General features: G+C 64.6%; 13 protein-coding genes, 4 tRNA genes and 2 pseudogenes. 5 read left to right on the top strand and 14 right to left on the bottom strand.

The window, feature by feature from the left end; genetic code table 11:
• Positions 1–3,199: PAS domain S-box protein (locus ABZE94_RS12815; protein WP_372875899.1), on the top strand; the 3,199-nt coding region annotated here is incomplete at its 5' end.
• A 37-nt stretch (positions 3,200–3,236) separates the two neighbouring features.
• Complete coding sequence (locus tag ABZE94_RS12810; RefSeq protein WP_372875898.1) at positions 3,237–3,983, top strand: SDR family oxidoreductase; 747 nt, start codon at positions 3,237–3,239, stop codon at positions 3,981–3,983.
• Between the two features lie 179 nt (positions 3,984–4,162).
• Here ABZE94_RS12810 and ABZE94_RS12805 read toward each other — a convergent pair whose 3' ends face one another.
• Together ABZE94_RS12805 and ABZE94_RS12800 are read right to left on the bottom strand one after the other, a co-directional pair.
• Positions 4,163–5,152, bottom strand: a complete 990-nt coding sequence (locus tag ABZE94_RS12805) for a tRNA dihydrouridine synthase (RefSeq protein ID WP_372875897.1) — start codon at positions 5,150–5,152, stop codon at positions 4,163–4,165.
• A gap of 334 nt (positions 5,153–5,486) precedes the next feature.
• A complete protein-coding gene (locus tag ABZE94_RS12800; RefSeq protein WP_372875896.1) occupies positions 5,487–5,936 on the bottom strand; it encodes an acyl-CoA thioesterase in 450 nt (149 codons plus the stop codon).
• Positions 5,937–6,310: 374 nt separating this feature from the next.
• Between ABZE94_RS12800 and ABZE94_RS12795 the strand changes: the two genes are divergently transcribed.
• A complete protein-coding gene (locus ABZE94_RS12795) occupies positions 6,311–8,170 on the top strand; it encodes a diguanylate cyclase (protein ID WP_372875895.1) in 1,860 nt (619 codons plus the stop codon).
• On the opposite strand, the gene ABZE94_RS12790 is transcribed toward ABZE94_RS12795, so the two are convergent.
• The 8 genes from ABZE94_RS12790 to ABZE94_RS12755 form a co-directional block, all read right to left on the bottom strand.
• A complete protein-coding gene (locus ABZE94_RS12790) occupies positions 8,140–8,979 on the bottom strand; it encodes an alpha/beta fold hydrolase (RefSeq protein ID WP_372875894.1) in 840 nt (279 codons plus the stop codon). The genes ABZE94_RS12795 and ABZE94_RS12790 overlap by 31 nt on opposite strands.
• A gap of 11 nt (positions 8,980–8,990) precedes the next feature.
• Entirely contained in the window at positions 8,991–9,530 is a 540-nt protein-coding gene (locus ABZE94_RS12785) for a TetR/AcrR family transcriptional regulator (protein ID WP_372875893.1), read from the bottom strand.
• A gap of 171 nt (positions 9,531–9,701) precedes the next feature.
• Positions 9,702–9,777 (bottom strand) — tRNA-Glu (locus ABZE94_RS12780).
• Between the two features lie 50 nt (positions 9,778–9,827).
• Positions 9,828–9,903 (bottom strand) — tRNA-Ala (locus ABZE94_RS12775).
• 52 nt (positions 9,904–9,955) lie between these two features.
• Positions 9,956–10,031: transfer RNA gene (locus ABZE94_RS12770), tRNA-Glu, on the bottom strand.
• Positions 10,032–10,096: 65 nt separating this feature from the next.
• Positions 10,097–10,172 (bottom strand) — tRNA-Ala (locus tag ABZE94_RS12765).
• Positions 10,173–10,317: 145 nt separating this feature from the next.
• Positions 10,318–11,799, bottom strand: a complete 1,482-nt coding sequence (gene gltX, locus ABZE94_RS12760) for a glutamate--tRNA ligase (RefSeq protein ID WP_372875892.1) — start codon at positions 11,797–11,799, stop codon at positions 10,318–10,320.
• A 32-nt stretch (positions 11,800–11,831) separates the two neighbouring features.
• The gene (locus ABZE94_RS12755) at positions 11,832–12,752 is read right to left on the bottom strand and encodes a LysR family transcriptional regulator (RefSeq protein WP_372875891.1); all 921 of its coding nucleotides are present in this window, start codon (positions 12,750–12,752) and stop codon (positions 11,832–11,834) included.
• A 65-nt stretch (positions 12,753–12,817) separates the two neighbouring features.
• Between ABZE94_RS12755 and ABZE94_RS12750 the strand changes: the two are divergent.
• Positions 12,818–12,952 (top strand): annotated as a pseudogene (locus ABZE94_RS12750) (HlyD family secretion protein); the annotation flags it as partial.
• Positions 12,953–13,014: 62 nt separating this feature from the next.
• Positions 13,015–13,170, top strand: a pseudogene (locus tag ABZE94_RS12745) (EmrB/QacA family drug resistance transporter); the annotation flags it as partial.
• Positions 13,171–13,208: 38 nt separating this feature from the next.
• Here the strand turns inward: ABZE94_RS12745 and ABZE94_RS12740 are convergent.
• The 4 genes from ABZE94_RS12740 to ABZE94_RS12725 all read right to left on the bottom strand — a co-directional run.
• Entirely contained in the window at positions 13,209–15,086 is a 1,878-nt protein-coding gene (locus tag ABZE94_RS12740; protein WP_372875890.1) for an MFS transporter, read from the bottom strand.
• Positions 15,087–15,360: 274 nt separating this feature from the next.
• A complete protein-coding gene (locus ABZE94_RS12735) occupies positions 15,361–15,690 on the bottom strand; it encodes an AzlD domain-containing protein (protein WP_372875889.1) in 330 nt (109 codons plus the stop codon).
• The gene (locus ABZE94_RS12730) at positions 15,690–16,412 is read right to left on the bottom strand and encodes an AzlC family ABC transporter permease (RefSeq protein ID WP_372875888.1); all 723 of its coding nucleotides are present in this window, start codon (positions 16,410–16,412) and stop codon (positions 15,690–15,692) included. The genes ABZE94_RS12735 and ABZE94_RS12730 overlap by 1 nt, the downstream gene beginning before the upstream one ends.
• A 322-nt stretch (positions 16,413–16,734) precedes the next feature.
• Positions 16,735–16,968 (bottom strand): helix-turn-helix transcriptional regulator (locus tag ABZE94_RS12725; protein ID WP_372875887.1); only part of this gene is annotated, 234 nt, incomplete at its 5' end.

Below are 16,968 nucleotides of genomic sequence, written 5' to 3'. Positions count from 1 at the left end.
CGCCAATCTGTTCCACCTCAGCCCGGACGCGATCCTGCTGGTACGTTTCGCCGACAGCGTGATCACCGAGGCCAACCAGAATTTCGCCAGCACCTTCGGCTGGCCGGCCGACGAGGTCATCGGCCGCTCGACCCTCGACCTGAACCTCTGGGTACATATCCAGCAGCGCGATCACCTGCGCCACGCCGCGCCGAACAGTCGCGAACCGATCGTCCAGGAAGTGCAGATGCGTGCCCGCGACGGGCGCATTCTCGATGGTGTGATGTCCAGTCAATACCTCGAGCTGGACGACCAAGCCTTCCTGCTCTGCACCTTCCTCGACACCAGCGAGCGCAAGCGCGCCGAAGCTGCGCTGCGCAGCAGCGAGGGAAAATTCTCCCAGGCGTTCAGGCACACCCCCGACGCGGTGGTGATCACCGACAAGGAAACCGGGAGCTTTGTCGAGGTCAACCCGTCTTTTGAGCGGCAGTTTGGCTGGAGCAGCGCCGAAACCCTGGGCCGGACCTCGCTGGAATTGGGGATCTGGGCCGACCCGCAGGACCGCCAGCGTATGCTCGACGCGCTGAGCCAGGGCAGCCTGAACGAGCTGGAAGTGCGTTTGCACAGCCGTGACGGCAGCGTCAGCACCAACCTGCTGTTCGGCGGCGAAATCGAGCTGGACGGGCGTACCTGCCTGGTCCTGACGGTGCGCGACATCACCCGGCAGCGCGCCCAGGAGCAGGCCCTGAGAAACAGCCAGGAACGCCTGAACCTGGCCCTGGAATCCGCCGACCTGGGCACCTGGGACTGGCACATCCCGAGCAACATGCTGTTCGCCTCGCCCCGTGCCTCAACCCTGCTCGGCCTGACCCAGGAGCCCTTTCATGGCGATTTTGACGAGTTCTTCAGGCATGTGCCGCTGGACGACCGACGCACCGTGCGCCGGACCTACCACGGCCTGACGCAGGGCACCGAGCAGGACTTTCAAGTCACGTACCGGGCGATCTACGGCGACAACAAGGTGCACTACCTGGAGAGTACCGCCAAGCTCTACCGCGACGAACAGGGCCAGCCGCTACGCATGGCCGGCATCCTCATCGACATCAGCGAACGGGTGCAGCGCGAACAGCGCCTGGCCGCCTCGGAGGAGAAGTTCGTCACCCTGTTCCAGGCCAGCCCCGACCCCATCTGCGTGTCGCGCATTCGCGATGGCGTGTTCATCGAGATCAACGACAGCTTCAGCGCGGCCTTCGGCTGGACGCCAGAGGAGATCGTCGGGCGTAGCGGCCCGGAACTCGGTTTCTGGGTCGACCGTGACGAACGCCGGCGCCTGTATGACAAGCTCAGTGCGCAACAGGGCCTGGACAACGAACAGGCCCGTTACCGCACCAAGGCGGGCCATGAACTGACCTGCGTGGTGTCCAGCCGTTTTATCCGGGTCGACCGCCAGCTGTGTATTCTCTCCACCTTCAGCGATGTCAGCGAACGCCTGCAAGCCGAGGCGGCACTCAAGGCCAGCCAGGAAAAATTCGCCAAGGCCTTTCACTCCAGCCCCGACGCCATCACCATCACCGAGCGCGATACGGCCCGCTACATCGAGGTCAACCAGGGCTTCTACCGCCTCACCGGCTACCGCGCCGAGGAGGTCATCGGCCGCACCGCCCTGGAAATGAACGTCTGGGCCGACCCCAGACAGCGCCAGGCGATGCTCGAGACGCTCCAGCGCGACGGCCGTGTGACGCATCAGGAGATGCTCGGCAAGCACCGCGATGGCAGCGTCAAATCGGTGGAGGTCTCGGTCGAGCCGATCGACCTCAACGGCCTCGATTGCCTGCTGCTGACCGCCCGCGATATCAGCGAACTGAAAGCAGCCGAGGCGCGCATCCAGCACCTGGCCTACCACGACTCGCTGACCAACCTGCCCAACCGCGCCCTGCTGATGGATCGTCTGACCCAGCAGATCGCCCTGCTCAAGCGCCACGACCTGCGCGGCGCGCTGCTGTTTCTCGATCTCGACCACTTCAAGCACATCAACGACTCGCTCGGCCACCCGGTCGGCGATAGCGTGCTGAAACTGGTCACCGCCCGCCTGGAAGCCAGCGTACGCCAGGAAGACACGGTCGCCCGCCTCGGTGGCGACGAATTCGTCGTGCTGCTCTCCGGCCTGGAAGGAAAACGCTCGGAAGTCACCCGCCAGGCCCGCATGGTTGCCGAAAAACTGCGCATGTTGCTGGCCGAACCCATGCTCATCGACGGCCATCGCCTGCAGGTCACACCGAGCATCGGCATCGCCCTGATCCCCGACCACGGTGCCACCCCGGCCGACCTGCTGAAACGCGCCGACATCGCCCTCTATCGCGCCAAGGACTCCGGGCGCAATACCGTCCAGCTGTTCCGCCGGACCATGCAGGAAGCCGCCAGCGAGCGCTTGCGCCTGGAAAACGACCTGCGCCTGGCCCTGGCGCGCGGCGAGTTCGAGCTGTACTTCCAGGCCCAGGCGGATGCCCGCTCCGGTCAGATCATCGGCGCCGAGGTACTCCTGCGCTGGCTCCACCCAACCCTGGGTGCGCAGTCGCCGGCACTGTTCATCCACGTTCTGGAAGAGAGCGGTTTGATCCTCGAAGTCGGCGGCTGGGTGCTCGCCGAAGCCTGCCATGCCTGCGCGCAACTGCTCGAAGAAGGGCTGATCGATGCGCAGAACTTCAGCCTGTGCGTCAACATCAGCCCGCGCCAGTTCCGCCACCACGACTTCGTCGAGCGGGTGGAAAGCAGCCTGCGCAGCAGCACCTTGCCCAAACCCATGCTCAAGCTGGAAATCACCGAAGGCATCGTCATCCAGAACATCGAGGACACCATCGCCAAGATGAATCGCCTGAAGAAGCTCGGTGTCAGCTTCGCCATGGACGATTTCGGCACCGGCTATTCCTCGCTGACCTATCTCAAGCGCCTACCGGTGGACCTGCTGAAGATCGACCAGTCCTTCGTCCGCGACGCCCCCCATGATGCCAACGATGCGGAAATCATCCGTGCCATTGTCGCCATGGCGCGCAGTCTCGGCCTGGAAATCATCGCCGAAGGGGTCGAACAGCAGGAGCAGCTGGATTTTCTCGAGCAGCAAGGCTGCCACCTGTACCAGGGCTACCTGTTCAGCAAGCCGCTGCCACTAGGCGAGTTCCGCGCCCTGCTGATGCACACCCCACAGCGCCCGCGCAGGGCATGACACCAACAACCGAGGGCGACAGAGAAGGAGTCCGTCCATGGATAAGGTCATGCTGATCACCGGTGCCAGCCGCGGCATCGGCGCGGCCACCGCCAGACTGGCAGCGGCCCGGGGCTATGCCCTGTGCCTCAATTACTGCCGGCACGCCGAGGCCGCCGAAACCCTGGCCAGACAGATCGTCGCCGCCGGCGGACAGGCCATCGCCGTGCAGGCCGACGTCGCCGATGAAACCCAGGTGCTGCGACTGTTCGCCAGCCTCGACCGGCACTTCGGCCGCCTCGATGTGCTGGTCAATAACGCCGGTATTCTGGAGCAGCAGATGCGCCTGGAACAGATGGACCTCGGCCGCTGGCAGCGCGTCTTCGCCGTCAACGTATTCGGCAGCTTTCTCTGCGCCCGCGAGGCGGTGAAACGCATGTCGACCCGCCTTGGCGGCAACGGTGGCGCCATCGTCAACCTGTCGTCGGTGGCCGCCCGCCTCGGCGCGCCCGGCGAATACATCGACTATGCCGCCGCCAAGGGCGCCATCGACAGCCTGACCCTGGGCCTGGCCAAGGAAGTCGCCGGCGAAGGCATTCGCGTCAACGCCGTGCGCCCCGGGGTGATCGACACCGAGATCCACGCCAGCGGCGGCGAACCGGCACGGGTCGCCCGGGTCAGCCAGAGCGTACCCATGGGCCGTGGCGGCCTGGCCGAGGAAGTGGCTGAAGCGATTCTCTGGCTGGCCAGCGAACAGGCGTCCTACACCAGCGGCGCACTGCTGGATGTCAGCGGTGGACGCTGAGGGTGCCATGCGCACTGCCGTAGCCCGCCTAAATTCATAGAGCAGACCCTGGCGCAATCCGGGGCAGCGCGTGGAGTCGGAAGAAGATGCCGCGCAACCCGACACGGTATCAGCAGGCACACCGCAACGATGGGTTACGCCGCGCCTGAAATGTCGTCTAGCCACACATCGTCTCGGCGCTAACCCATCCGACGAAAGCCGGCTGCTGGCTGATGGTCACCGGCCGCATCTATGCCGAGCAAGGCATCGATTCGGCCGCAATCGTTCTCCCGGCGCAGCAGGTTGAACAACGCGAAGGCCTCGGGGTAGCTGCGGGTAAGCATCGCCAGCCATTGCTTCAAGCGTCCCGGGGCATAGCGCGGGGACATCTTGCGCCGCGCCTGCTGCCAGAAAGCGGCGAGCAGGGGCTGCAACGCGGCCCAGTCCATTGCGACCACGGCCTGCCCGGCCCGCGCCCCGGCGATCTGGCGGGCCAGGTCCGGCCGCGCCACCAGGCCGCGGCCGAGCATGATGTCTTCGACGCCGCTGATTTCGCGGCAACGCCGCCAATCGTCCAGTGTCCACACCTCGCCATTGGCGAACACCGGCACCTTGACCGCCTCCTGCACCCGCGCTACCCACTCCCAATGCGCCGGCGGCTTGTAGCCCTCGACCTTGGTCCGCGCGTGCACCACCAGCTGTGCGGCACCGCCTTCGGCCAGGGCCCGGGCACAGTCCAGGGCATAGTCCTTATGTTCGAACCCCAGGCGCATCTTGGCCGTTACCGGAATCCCGGCCGGCACAGTGCGGCGCACCTCGCGAACGATGGCATGGAGCAGTTCCGGCTCCTTCAACAGCACCGCGCCGCCACGGGACTTGTTCACGGTTTTCGCCGGGCAGCCGAAGTTGAGATCGATCACCGGCGCGCCGAGGCCACAGGCGAAGGCGGCGTTATCCGCCAGGCACTGCGGATCGGACCCGAGAAACTGCACGCGCAATGGCGTGCCGGCCGCCGTTTGCGCAGCACTGAACAGTTCCGGCGCCAGCTTCTGGTAGGTCGAGACGGGCAGCACCCGCTCGGTGACCCGGATAAATTCGGTCACGCACCAGTCGATGCCGCCAACCCGGGTCAACACATCGCGGAGGATCTCATCGACCAATCCCTCCATCGGCGCAAGGGCGATCTGCATAGCAATAGTCTCGAAAAAACGCCGTGTAGTGTACGCGCCGAACTGCCCTGGATGAAATGCCCGTCAGGCCACTCGCAGACCGGCAAGATGGAACCCAGCCTCTCGCCGGGACCCTACGGATCGCGGACTACCCCAGATCGGCGGATTGCTTGAGACCGTAGGGCGGCTTCGGAGCGCAGCGACAACCCGCCAGCTTTTGTGTCGCGCCGAGCAACCAATGGTGCACTGCCTTCGGCGAGCGACCCTACGGATCGCGATTGCTTGAGGTCATTGGCCGAAGCGTAGGTCGCTTGCAGACTGCCGCAGTAGGCGAGAGTTTTTCACAGCCTCTCAGTCAGAGTTCCAGGGGAAAGGGCAACTGCAGAGCACGGCCGTAGCCTTCGACGAATTCGGCCGGCATGCGCTTGGGCTTACCGCTGGACAACTCGATACAGACGAAGGTGGTCTTGGCCCGCAGCAGCGTCATGCCATCCGCCGGACGGATCAGCTGAAAGCGCCGATCCATCTTCAGGCGCTGATCCGACTCGACGATCCAGGTGGCCATCTGCAGCTCCTGGTCTTCATAAGCACTGGCCAGGTAGTCGATCTCATGGCGTAACACCGCCATGGCCCGGTCGAGCCGACGGTATTCGGCCAGATCGAGGCCCAGGTATTGCGAGTGGCGCCAGGCGCAGCGCTCCAGCCAACTGACATAAACCGCGTTATTGGCATGACCGAGGCCGTCGATGTCGTCGGCAACCACGCTGATATCGATCACAAATGGATTCGCCAGGTCCCAACTCATCGCGACGGCTCCGGATTGTTGCTCAACGCGCCCGCAAGCGTAGTCAAAAACCGCCGCCAGCCCCGCACAGGCACAAGGTGGCGCATCGGCGCTTGATCGATCTTCACCATCGGGCTCATGGGCTTGCTCCTGAATCTTGAAATGATGGGTTGCCTGGTTGGCCAGCGCCCATTCTAGGCGCTAAAGACGCGGCAACTCCATGCCGAACACGCCAGTTCCCCCGCGGGCCTGTGCCAATCCGCAGCCTGCAGCGCTCTAAATGCCTAAAGTATTTTGGTTAATCGGCCGAAGCCACTAGGCTATCGCCCGGCAGGCCATATGACATCAGCCTGCGCGGCTTCATTTCGACCGACACTCGCCCGAGAATCTTGCACGTGATTGCAGCCTTACGCCTGTTGCTGTTGTTGCTCCTGCCGCCCCTGAGCCAGGCGACTGTCCTGTCTCTGCCCGCGACGCAACAAAGCGTACTGCCCAGCCCGTTCATGCAGGTCTGGCAGGACCCGCAGCAGCAGGCCGAGCTGGACGATGTCCGCCGCCTGCCCGACTCGGCCTGGCAGCCGGTTGGCCGCCGCGATGCCAGCTTCGGCTACAGCGGCAGCGCCTACTGGCTGCGCCTGCACCTGCATAACCCCGAATCACGCAGCATGGACTGGGTTCTGCTGATCGGTAACCCGCTGCTGGACTACCTCGACGCCTATGGCCTGGATGGCGAGCGGGTCTACCGCGCTGGCGACCAGCGCCCGTTCGCCGCGCGCTGGATCGAGCACCGGCAACTGCTGCTACCGCTACACCTGGCCGCCGGAGAAAGCCGCGAACTGATCCTGCGCATGCAGACCCAAGGTTCGGCCAACCTCAGCGCCAGCCTGATGACCCGCGCAGCCTTCGAGCACCATGAACAACGCATGCTGCTCCTGCAGGGCCTGTTCTTCGGCGCGCTGGCGGCGCTGTTCGTCTACAACCTGTCGATCTTCGTCATCACCCGCGACCGCGACTACCTCTGGTACAGCCTGTTCGTCGCCAGCTTCGGCGGCTACCAGTTCATCCAGCTCGGCTTCGCCCTGCAATGGCTCTGGCCGCAATCGCTGGACTGGCACCAGCTGAGTTTCCCGCTCAGCTCGGCAGTGGCCACCCTGTTCGGCATCCTGTTCGCCTATGGCGTGCTCGACCTCAGGCATGCATCGCCGCGCTACACGCAGATCGTGCACGTGCTGCTGGGCTGCACCTGGCTGGTCATCGGCCTGTCCTTGTTCGCGCCCTATCGGGTCGCACTGTTCGGCGGTTTCGCCCTGGTCATCGTCTGCGCCGCACTCGCCTGCCTGTTCACCCTGTTGCGCTGGCGCGAAGGCTATAAACCCGCCCGCCTGTTTGCCATCGGCTGGTTCGTCCTGATCACCGCCAGTCTGTTCAGCATCCTCAGCGGCACTGGCTTGATCGCCAACTCGTTGCTGACCCTGCACGCGCAACAGATCGGCGGACTGATCGAGCTGGTGGTTTTCTCCATCGCCCTGGCCGTGCGCATCCGCCGCGCGCAGCACGCCCAGCGCCGGGCCCAGACGCAACTGCTCGCCCAGGAGCAACAACTGAGCCTGGAGCAGGCCAAGGGCCTGAGCCTGCAGCGACAGCTCAACGAGGGCCTGGAGACCCGCGTCAAGGAACGCACAGCGGAACTGGAACAAGCCCTGAAGGCGCTTTCCGTTGCCCACCAGCAACTCTCCGAGCTGAATCGCCGGGACAGCCTGACCGGCCAGTTCAACCGCCAGACCCTCAACGAAGAACTGCATCGCAGCCTGGCCCAGGCCGTGCGCAGCCAGCGCCCCATGGCCATCCTGATGATGGACCTCGACCACTTCAAGCAGGTCAACGACCACTATGGCCATCTGGCCGGCGATGCCTGCCTGCACCACGCCGCCCAACGCCTGCAGCAACGCTTGCGCGCCGGCGACCTGCTCGCCCGCTTCGGCGGCGAAGAGTTCGTCGCCGTACTCAACGATACCGATCTGGCCGGCGCCCATGACCTGGCGGAACAACTGCGTGCCGATCTGGCCCGCCACCCCTGCACCTATCAAGGCCAGACCATCGACCTGACCATCAGCATCGGGGTGTGCGCCGGGCTGCCCGACAGTGCGGACAGCGAACAGCTGCTGCAGCAAGCCGACCAGGCCCTCTATCGCGCCAAGGCGGCCGGCCGCAATCGAGTGGAAAGCTATGAGGCCAGCTCGCTTGACGAGGCCTGACGCTGCGCCGCCAATAGCTGCATGACCGCCCGCACCAGTTGCGGGTCAGACAAGAGCCGCTGGTGCCCGCCCTGCTCGAGACGCAGCAAGCGGCTGTCGAACCAGGCCTCATGGATCGCCTGCGCCTCGCTATAGGGCACAACCGGGTCATCGGCGGCATGCACGATCAACCCCGGGAAATCCAGCTGGTAACGCGTCACATCGAGATGCCCGGCCGGCATGCCGGCCTTTTCCTCGACCAGGCGGACGAAATGCGCCCCTGCCCGGGCAGGCAAGCCCATATAGCGGGCGAAGAGCCGCAGCATGGTGAGAATCCGGCTCGGCGCCGCGATGCTGACCACAGCGCCGGCACGCAAGCCCATCTGCGTCGCCAGCAAGGCGCTGGCGCCGCCCATCGAATGGCCGATCACCGCCTGCAGTGGCGGCAATTCACCGGCGGCCTCGAGCAGGGCGCGGGCGAACACCACCACATTCGCCTCCTGCCCCGGCGAGCGTCCATGCGCGGGGGCATCCAGGGCAACCACACCGTAGCCGGCCTGCACCAGGGCCTTGATCAGCTCGGCGAACTGCGTCGGCCGGCCTTCCCAGCCATGCATCAACAAGACCGTCGGACCACTGCCCCAACGCAATGCCGACAGCCCAAACCGCAGGGTGATGCGCTCGGCCCGAGTCAGTAGCGGCAGCTCCCAATCGCGTGGCGGCAAGCCGCGCGGCGTCATGAACTGACGCCGCATCTTGCTCGCCAGCGCATAAGGAGCCACCCAGCCAACGGTGGCATTGAATCCCCGCACCCAGTTCATGTTGTTCATTGCCTCTCTCCTCAAACGACTGCCGACTTGGCGGCACGCAGAACGCGGTCGGACAACTCGCCGGGGCCCAGCGCCCGCGCCAGCGCCAACCCCCCCACCATCAAGGCGATATCGGCGAGCACCCGCGAAGCGTCCTCGGGGCTTGCCGACAACTGCGCCACCATCAATTCCAGATGCTCGGCCAAGGCCGTGCGAAAGCCCTCGGGCAGGCGCGTCAGCTCGCCCAGTGAGCTCGGCAGCGGGCAGGCCTGCTCGGTCGCATCGCGGTGCTTGCGCGACAGGTAGAACGCCGCCAGCAGCGTCCGGCGCTCGTCGGCCGGCAGGTCGCTGTCCATTTGCTTGATCAATTCGCGGCGCTGGCCGAGCAACTGCCTGAACGCCTCCAGCATCAGCGCATCCTTGCTCTCGAAGTGCGCATAGAAGCCGCCCACGGTAAGCCCGGCGGCACCCATCACCTCACCGACACTCGGCTCGGCGGGACCGCGCTGCACCAGCGCGGCACCTGCCGCAGAAAGAATGCGTTCACGGGTTTGGGCTTTCTTGTCGCTCATGCTCACCTCCAAAATATTACGATTGAAATATTATGCTCGTAATAAATTTAAGCAAGCAGAATCCCTTACCGCTGGTCGGGCCGATTGATCGGGAAGGAAAGCGAAGCAGAAAAAACAAAAGGGCCATTCCGCAAAGAATGGCCCTTAAAAGTCCCGCAGAGCGGGCAAAAATGGCGTCCCCTAGGGGACTCGAACCCCTGTTACCGCCGTGAAAGGGCGGTGTCCTAGGCCACTAGACGAAGGGGACGTAACCTTCGAAGAACAAGGCCAGCTTTACGCTGGCCTTATCGTGGAAATTGGTGGAGATAAACGGGATCGAACCGTTGACCTCTTGCATGCCATGCAAGCGCTCTCCCAGCTGAGCTATACCCCCAGATTTATCGCCTCGCGGCTCACAGCACCCGACGGAGCTGCTTTTTAAATAGTGGCGTCCCCTAGGGGACTCGAACCCCTGTTACCGCCGTGAAAGGGCGGTGTCCTAGGCCACTAGACGAAGGGGACGCAAATACCCTTCAAAACTCAGCCAACTCGAAAGCTGACTGTGGCAAGCCTTTCGGCTTTGAGATTGGTGGAGCTAGACGGGATCGAACCGTCGACCTCTTGCATGCCATGCAAGCGCTCTCCCAGCTGAGCTATAGCCCCATCTCAAGGACGGGGCGCATGTTAAGAGCGTGCCCCGCTACTGTCAACAAAATTTTCACCTATAGCTGCTTTTTTTATGCTGACAGAACAACCACTTACCCTATCCCGATCAGCCACATGGGCGCTCAGGCGGCATAACAGGCAATCAGGCGATAGACGCCAGTAGCTTTTCCCACTCCTTGTTTTCCTTTTTCGTCACGCCACCGAGCAGCTCGAGGGCCTGGCGCAGGCGGAAACGGGTGAGGTCCGGCCCGAGTATCTGCATGGCGTCGAGCACCGACACCGAGCTGGCCTGCCCGGTCACCGCCGCGAACATCAGCGGCATGGCGTCGCGCAGCTTCAACTGCAGGTGCTCGACCACCGCCTGGATGCAACCGGTGATCCTGCCCTTCTCCCACTGACGCAAGGCCTCCAACTTCCACAGGATCAGCTGCATGAGCTGGCGCACCTGATCCGGCGTGAGCTTCTTGTGCTCGAACAGCTTAGGGTCGGGGTTGACCCCTCCGGCGAAGAAGAAGCTGGCCAGCGGCGCGATCTCGCTGAAGGTTTCCACCCGGCCCTGCACGTGCGGCGCGATCTGCATCAGGTAATCGGAGTTGAAGGCCCATTTCTGCACAGCGGCGGCGAAGTCCTCGACGCTCAGTTCGCGCATCCATTGGCCGTTGAGCCAGGACAGCTTCTCCAGGTCGAAGATCGGCCCGCCCAGCGAGACGCGCTGGATATCGAAATGCTCGATCATCTCGTCGAGGCTGAACTTCTCGCGCTCGTCCGGCATCGACCAGCCCATGCGCCCGAGGTAGTTGAGCATGGCCTGGGGCAGGAAGCCCATACGCTCGTAGAAGGTGATCGAGGTCGGATTCTTGCGCTTGGACAGCTTGCTCTTGTCTGGGTTGCGCAGCAGCGGCATGTAGCACAGCTGCGGCTTGTCCCAGCCGAAGTAGTCGTAGAGCAGGATCAGCTTGGGCGCCGAGGGCAGCCACTCTTCGCCGCGCAGCACGTGGGTGATGCCCATCAGGTGATCGTCGACCACGTTGGCCAGGAAGTAGGTCGGCAGGCCATCGGTCTTCATCAGCACCTGCATGTCCATGCGGTCCCAGGGAATTTCGACCTCGCCGCGGAGCATGTCCGGCACCACGCAGACGCCCTCGCTCGGCACCTTCATGCGCACCACGTTGGGCTCGCCGGCGGCCAGGCGCCGCTGCACTTCGTCACTCGCCAGGTGCATGCAATGGCCGTCGTAACGCGGCGTCTGCTTGGCCTCCATCTGTTCGGCGCGGACCTGATCCAGACGCTCGGCGCTGCAGAAGCAGTGGAAGGCATGGCCCTTCTCCACCAGTTCGGCGCTGTATTTCTGGTAGATATGCCCGCGCTCGCTCTGCCGATAGGGGCCATGGGGGCCGCCGACGTCCGGGCCTTCGCTCCACTCGATGCCGAGCCAGCGCAGCGCATCGTAGATCTGCTGTTCCGACTCGCGGGTCGAACGCAGCTGATCGGTATCTTCGATGCGCAGAATGAATTCACCACCGTGCTGACGGGCAAAACACAGGTTGAACAAGGCGATATAGGCGGTGCCTACGTGCGGATCGCCGGTGGGCGACGGCGCGATACGGGTACGGACGGTGGTCATGGAAGGTCTCGAAGAATTGGAACGAAAGCCGATTAAGGCGGCGATGTTAACAGGCCTGCCGCCGTAGGCTCCAGCAGGCGCCCTTGTTCGACCGGCAGGCAGGCCATCAGGAAATCGAGGAAGGTTTTTACCTTCATCGCCTGGAACCGCCGGGAGGGGTAGACCGCGTACAACTCGCCGACCGGCAGGCGCGCACCGGGCAACAGCTCGATCAGCCGCCCGCCCTGGATCGCGTGCTCGCAGATCATGCTCGGCAGCCCGGCAATCCCGGCGCCGGCCAGCGCCGCTTCGCGGGCGAAGGTGATGTTGTTGCACGCCAGCACCCGCTGGCAGGCGATGCTCTCGTCGAGCAGCGGCCAATAGCGCGACGAGTCGTGGGGCAGCAGGATCGCCCGGTGCGACGCCAACTCGGCGACCGTCCGTGGGGTGCCATGCCGGACCAGGTAATCCGGGCTGGCGCACAGCCGCCGCTCGGTCTCGAACAGCTTGCGCGCGATCAGCGTGGAATCCTGCGGTTGGCCGACCAGGATGACGATGTCCACGCCCTCCTCGACCGGATCGACGTTGCGCGAGGTCAATTCGACCTCCGCGGTGATCTGCGGGTACTGGCGCATGAACTCCCCCAATACCCGGCCGAGGAACAGCTGGCCGAACTCGATCGGTGCGCTGATGCGCAGCAAACCGGACGGCTCCGACTGCAACTGCATCACCGCCTGCTCGGCCTCGGCGAAATCCAGCATGATCTGCCGACAGCGCTCGTAGTAGGCCTGACCGACTTCGGTCAGGCGCAACTTGCGCGTGGTGCGATTGAGCAGACGCACGCCGAGGCGCTCCTCGAGCAAGGCAATCCGCCGACTGACCGTGGACTTCTGCATGCCCAGCCCCTGGGCAGCCAGGGTGAAGCTGTGGCACTCGACCACACGGGTGAAGATCAGGGCATCATCAAGACCCATTATTGTTCCTCATAAGCAACAAAGCTTATGAATATTAGCCGCTGCAGACTTAAAAGGAACACTGTTTCGCCAAGGTGGTACAGCGCTCCCCTATCAAACTGACCTTCGCCGTGGGCAATCCGCTCAAGGGCCTGATTCGTCCGGGCATGTCGGTAGAGGCCAAGGCGGACATCCAGACCGACCAACAGCATGGCGGCTGATGCGCTGATTCACCCCAGCGGCGAACCCGGCCGGCGCGACTGGATAGCGATGATGAGCGCCCTGCTCGATGGCCTGGAGCCTGGAGAGCATGACCGTGCTCCACGCCCTGCAGGGTTTTACCCGCGGCGCACTGATCCCCCTGGTGTTCACCCTGATCCTGATCAAGCTGCCCGAACACCATCGCGCCAAAGGCATGACCCTGGTTTTAGCGGCGGCGCAGCCCATTGAGGTTCGCCGCCTGCCGCAGTCGCGCGCTCAGCGCACCTCGCCGCGCAGCGCCGTCACCTGCGCCTGCAACAGCTGCCGGTCGGCCTGCTCGGCGCCGAGCGGCGCGCCGGCCACCAGCTTGATCCGCGACCACAGACGGCGGAACAGACGCTTGCGCGGATCGCGACTGAAGAAGCTGCCCCACAGGCCTTGCAGCGCCATGGGAATCACCGGCACCGGGTTTTCCGCGAGGATGCGTTCGATACCGCTCTTGAACTCGTTGATCTCGCCATCGCCGGTCAACTTGCCCTCGGGGAAGATGCACACCAGTTCGCCGGCCCGCAGGTATTCGGCGATTTTCTTGAACGCCGCGTCGTAGATCAGCAGGTCCTCGTTGCGCCCGGCGATCGGCACGGTGCCGGCGGTGCGGAAGATGAAGTTGAGTACCGGCAGGTTGTAGATCTTGTAGTACATGACGAAGCGCACCGGCCGGCGCACCGCGCCGCCGACCAGCAGGGCATCGACGAAGGACACGTGGTTGCACACCAGCACCGCCGGGCCTTCCTCGGGGATGGCGTCGAGCCCCTGGTGCTCGACCCGGTACAGCGAGTGGCCGAGCAGCCAGATCAGGAAGCGCATGCTGAACTCGGGCACCAGCTTGAAGATGTAGCTGTTGACCGCGACGTTCATCAGCGAGATGACCAGAAACAGCTGCGGAATCGACAGTTCGGCGACGCTCAGGAAGAGGATCGAGGCGATCGCCGAGAGCACCATGAACAGCGCGTTGAGGATGTTGTTGGCGGCGATCACCCGCGCCCGCTCGTGCTCGGCGGTGCGCGACTGGATCAGGGCATACAGCGGCACTATGTAGAAGCCGCCGAACAGGCCGATGCCGAGAATCGAGGACAGGATCCACCAGGCCTGGCCATGGCCGAGCACCGCCAGCCAGTCGTGGGCCTGCGCGCCCTGCGGGAAACCGCCCGAGTGCCACCAAAGCAGCACGCCGAACAGGGTCAGGCCGATCGAGCCGAAGGGCACCAGGCCGATCTCCACCTTGTGCCCGCTCATCCGTTCGCACAGCATCGAACCCAGTGCGATGCCCACCGAGAACACCGTGAGGATCAGGGTCACCACGCTCTCGTCGCCGTACAGCCACTGCTTGGCATAGGCCGGGATCTGCGTCAGGTAGACCGCACCGAGGAACCAGAACCAGGAGTTGCCGACCAGCGAGCGCGAGACCGCGGGCCGCTGCTCGACCAGGCCCAGGCGCATGATGCGCCAGGACTGGCGCAGGATGTTCCAGTCCAGCACCAGCTCCGGCAACGCCGCGTGGGCGCGGGGAATGCCGCGGCTGGCCAGATAGCCGAGCACCGCCACCGTCACCACGGTGCCGGCGACCAGGCTGGCGTAGCCGCTGCTGGCCATCATGATGCCGGCGCCGATGGTGCCGGCGAGAATCGCCAGGAAGGTGCCCATCTCCACCAGGGCGTTGCCGCCGACCAATTCATCCTCGCGCAGGTGCTGCGGCAGGATCGAATACTTGACCGGACCGAACAGCGCCGACTGGGTGCCCATGCAGAACAGCACGGCGAGCATCAGCGGCAGATTATTCAGCAGCACCCCGGCGGCGCCGGCGAGCATGATCAGGATCTCGGCGAACTTGATCGTGCGGATAAGGCGGTCCTTGGCGAACTTCTCGCCGAACTGCCCGCCGAGCGCGGAAAACAGGAAGAACGGCAGGATGAACAGCAGCGCGCAGAGATTGACCAGCAGGCTGCCGTCCGCCCCGGAGCTGAGTTTGTAGAGGATGGCGAGGATCAGCGACTGCTTGAAGATGTTGTCGTTGAAGGCGCCGAGCAGCTGCGTGAGGAAGAACGGCAGGAAGCGCCTTGTGCCGAGCAGGCTGAATTGCGAGTGTGGGGTCATCGTCCATGTACCTGGCATGAGGGCCGTGCAGGGCCGGGAAAACCGCGAGCGCCACGACGCCCGTCCAGCATTGGACTGCAACAAGTCCCGGCAAAGCCACAAGGAAAGACGTTTTTTGCCGGTTTGTTCGCGAGAAAGTCGGGCGTGACGCCCTCCTCCCTCCGGCTCAAGGCGGCGCGCAGCGCCAGCCTCAGAGGTTGTGAAAAAACAGAGCCCAACACAGCAGCGGCCGTCTGGGGGCGGCCGCAGTAGGTGGGAGTTCTTTCACAGCCTCTCAGAGCGGCAACTGACCCAAGGCCCAGCGCAGCAGGAAAAACACCAGCAGACCGCCGCCGATGGTCGCCAGCAGGTGCCGGCTGACGGCGGCGATGGCGATAGTCACCAGCCCCGCCCACAGGTAGGCATTGTCCAGGCGCAGCCCCCAGTGCTGGCCGTCCGGCAGCAGCATGCCCGGCAGCACGATGGCGGTGAGCACCGCGGTCGGCACGAAATGCAGGCCCTGGCGCACCAGCGGCGGGAACCGCAGGTCGGGAAAGGCGAACAGGCTGTAGCGGATCGAAAAGGTGATCGCCAGCATGCCGAGGATCAACAGCCAGTTGTCCATCAGGCCAGTTCCTCCACGTCCACGCCCACGTCCGCTTCGTTATGCCGCTCCAGCAGCACGCCGACGACGATGCCGCCGAACGCCGCGGCCAGCAGACCCAGTTTGTACGGCCAGGCATGGCAGGCCAGCGCCAGCGCACCGGCCACCAGCGCCGCCGCCACCTGCGGACGAGTGCGCAACATGGGCACGACGATGCCGATAAAGGTCGCCAGCATGGCGAAGTCCAGCCCCCAGGCCGCGAGGTTCGGCACGCGCTGGCCGAACAGCACGCCGACCAGGGTGCACAGCTGCCAGTTCAGGTACATGGCCAGCGCCGCGCCGAGGAAATACCAGTGCTTGTGCGGCGAACCGTCCGCGTCGCTGTAACGATTGAGCACCACCGCGTAGGCCTCGTCGGTCAGCCAGAAGGCCAACGGCATGCGCCAGCGCTTGGGCAGATGGCGCACGAAGGGTTGCAGGCTGGCGCTGTACAGGGCGTGGCGCAGGTTGACCACCAGGGTGGTGAGCAGCAGCACGGCCAGGCCGGTACCGGCGCCGAGCAAACTGATGGCGATGAACTGCGCCGAACCGGCGAACACCAGCAGCGACATGCCGAGGGTCTGCCAGGTACTCAGGCCGGCGGCGCCGGCCAGGCTGCCGAAGATGATGCCGAAGGGTATGGCGCCGAGCAGCATCGGCAGCATGTCGCGGGCGCCCTGGGCGAACTCGTGTTGACGGGGCATAGATCCTCCTTGGGCTGCCCAGATTACCCCGCAGCTCGAGGACGGTCTTGAACGATCTTGCGCAGTCAAACAGTGGCGGGCCGCCTGCATGGGGCCTGAGCGGCCGGGCGGCGCAGGCTGAGTTCCGCGAAGCCCAACACCCTTATTCTGTTGGGCTTCGTTTCTCAGCGCCAACCTACGACTTGCAGCCAATTGCCATTCTCGGACAGGCCGCTAGAAAACCACCGAGAAATCATTGCCAGGATGACCTCGACCCGCAGGCTGTGCGGGGCCGCCTAGGCCGCGCGCACCAAATACCCGTCAACGGTGCGCAGAGCGCACCCTACGCGGGGAGGTCGCAGCAGGCCTTGCGGTAGGCGCCCGGGCCGACGCCATAGGTCTGCTTGAATTGCCGGCTCAGGTGGCTCTGGTCGGCGAAGCCCAGTTGCATGGCCACGCTCAGCGGCGCGCAGCCGGTTTTCAGCAGGCCACGCGCCCGCTCCAGGCGGCGCTGCATCAACCAGGCATGCGGCGGCAAGCCGGTGGCCCGGCGGAACACCCGGGCAAAATGAAAAGG

This window comes from Pseudomonas sp., from assembly GCF_041601375.1.
Classification (GTDB): Bacteria; Pseudomonadota; Gammaproteobacteria; order Pseudomonadales; family Pseudomonadaceae; genus Aquipseudomonas.
This window is presented reverse-complemented; position numbering and strand designations above follow the sequence as displayed.

What these genes read in the sequence shown, in the direction of transcription:
- ABZE94_RS12810 (WP_372875898.1), top strand. Translation starts at nt 3,237, where the DNA reads ATGGATAAGGTCATGCTGATCACCGGTGCCAGCCGCGGCATCGGCGCG.
- ABZE94_RS12805 (WP_372875897.1), bottom strand. Translation starts at nt 5,152, where the DNA reads ATGCAGATCGCCCTTGCGCCGATGGAGGGATTGGTCGATGAGATCCTC.
- ABZE94_RS12800 (WP_372875896.1), bottom strand. Translation starts at nt 5,936, where the DNA reads ATGAGTTGGGACCTGGCGAATCCATTTGTGATCGATATCAGCGTGGTT.
- ABZE94_RS12790 (WP_372875894.1), bottom strand. Translation starts at nt 8,979, where the DNA reads ATGAACAACATGAACTGGGTGCGGGGATTCAATGCCACCGTTGGCTGG.
- ABZE94_RS12785 (WP_372875893.1), bottom strand. Translation starts at nt 9,530, where the DNA reads ATGAGCGACAAGAAAGCCCAAACCCGTGAACGCATTCTTTCTGCGGCA.
- gltX (WP_372875892.1), bottom strand. Translation starts at nt 11,799, where the DNA reads ATGACCACCGTCCGTACCCGTATCGCGCCGTCGCCCACCGGCGATCCG.
- ABZE94_RS12755 (WP_372875891.1), bottom strand. Translation starts at nt 12,752, where the DNA reads ATGGGTCTTGATGATGCCCTGATCTTCACCCGTGTGGTCGAGTGCCAC.
- ABZE94_RS12740 (WP_372875890.1), bottom strand. Translation starts at nt 15,086, where the DNA reads ATGACCCCACACTCGCAATTCAGCCTGCTCGGCACAAGGCGCTTCCTG.
- ABZE94_RS12735 (WP_372875889.1), bottom strand. Translation starts at nt 15,690, where the DNA reads ATGGACAACTGGCTGTTGATCCTCGGCATGCTGGCGATCACCTTTTCG.
- ABZE94_RS12730 (WP_372875888.1), bottom strand. Translation starts at nt 16,412, where the DNA reads ATGCCCCGTCAACACGAGTTCGCCCAGGGCGCCCGCGACATGCTGCCG.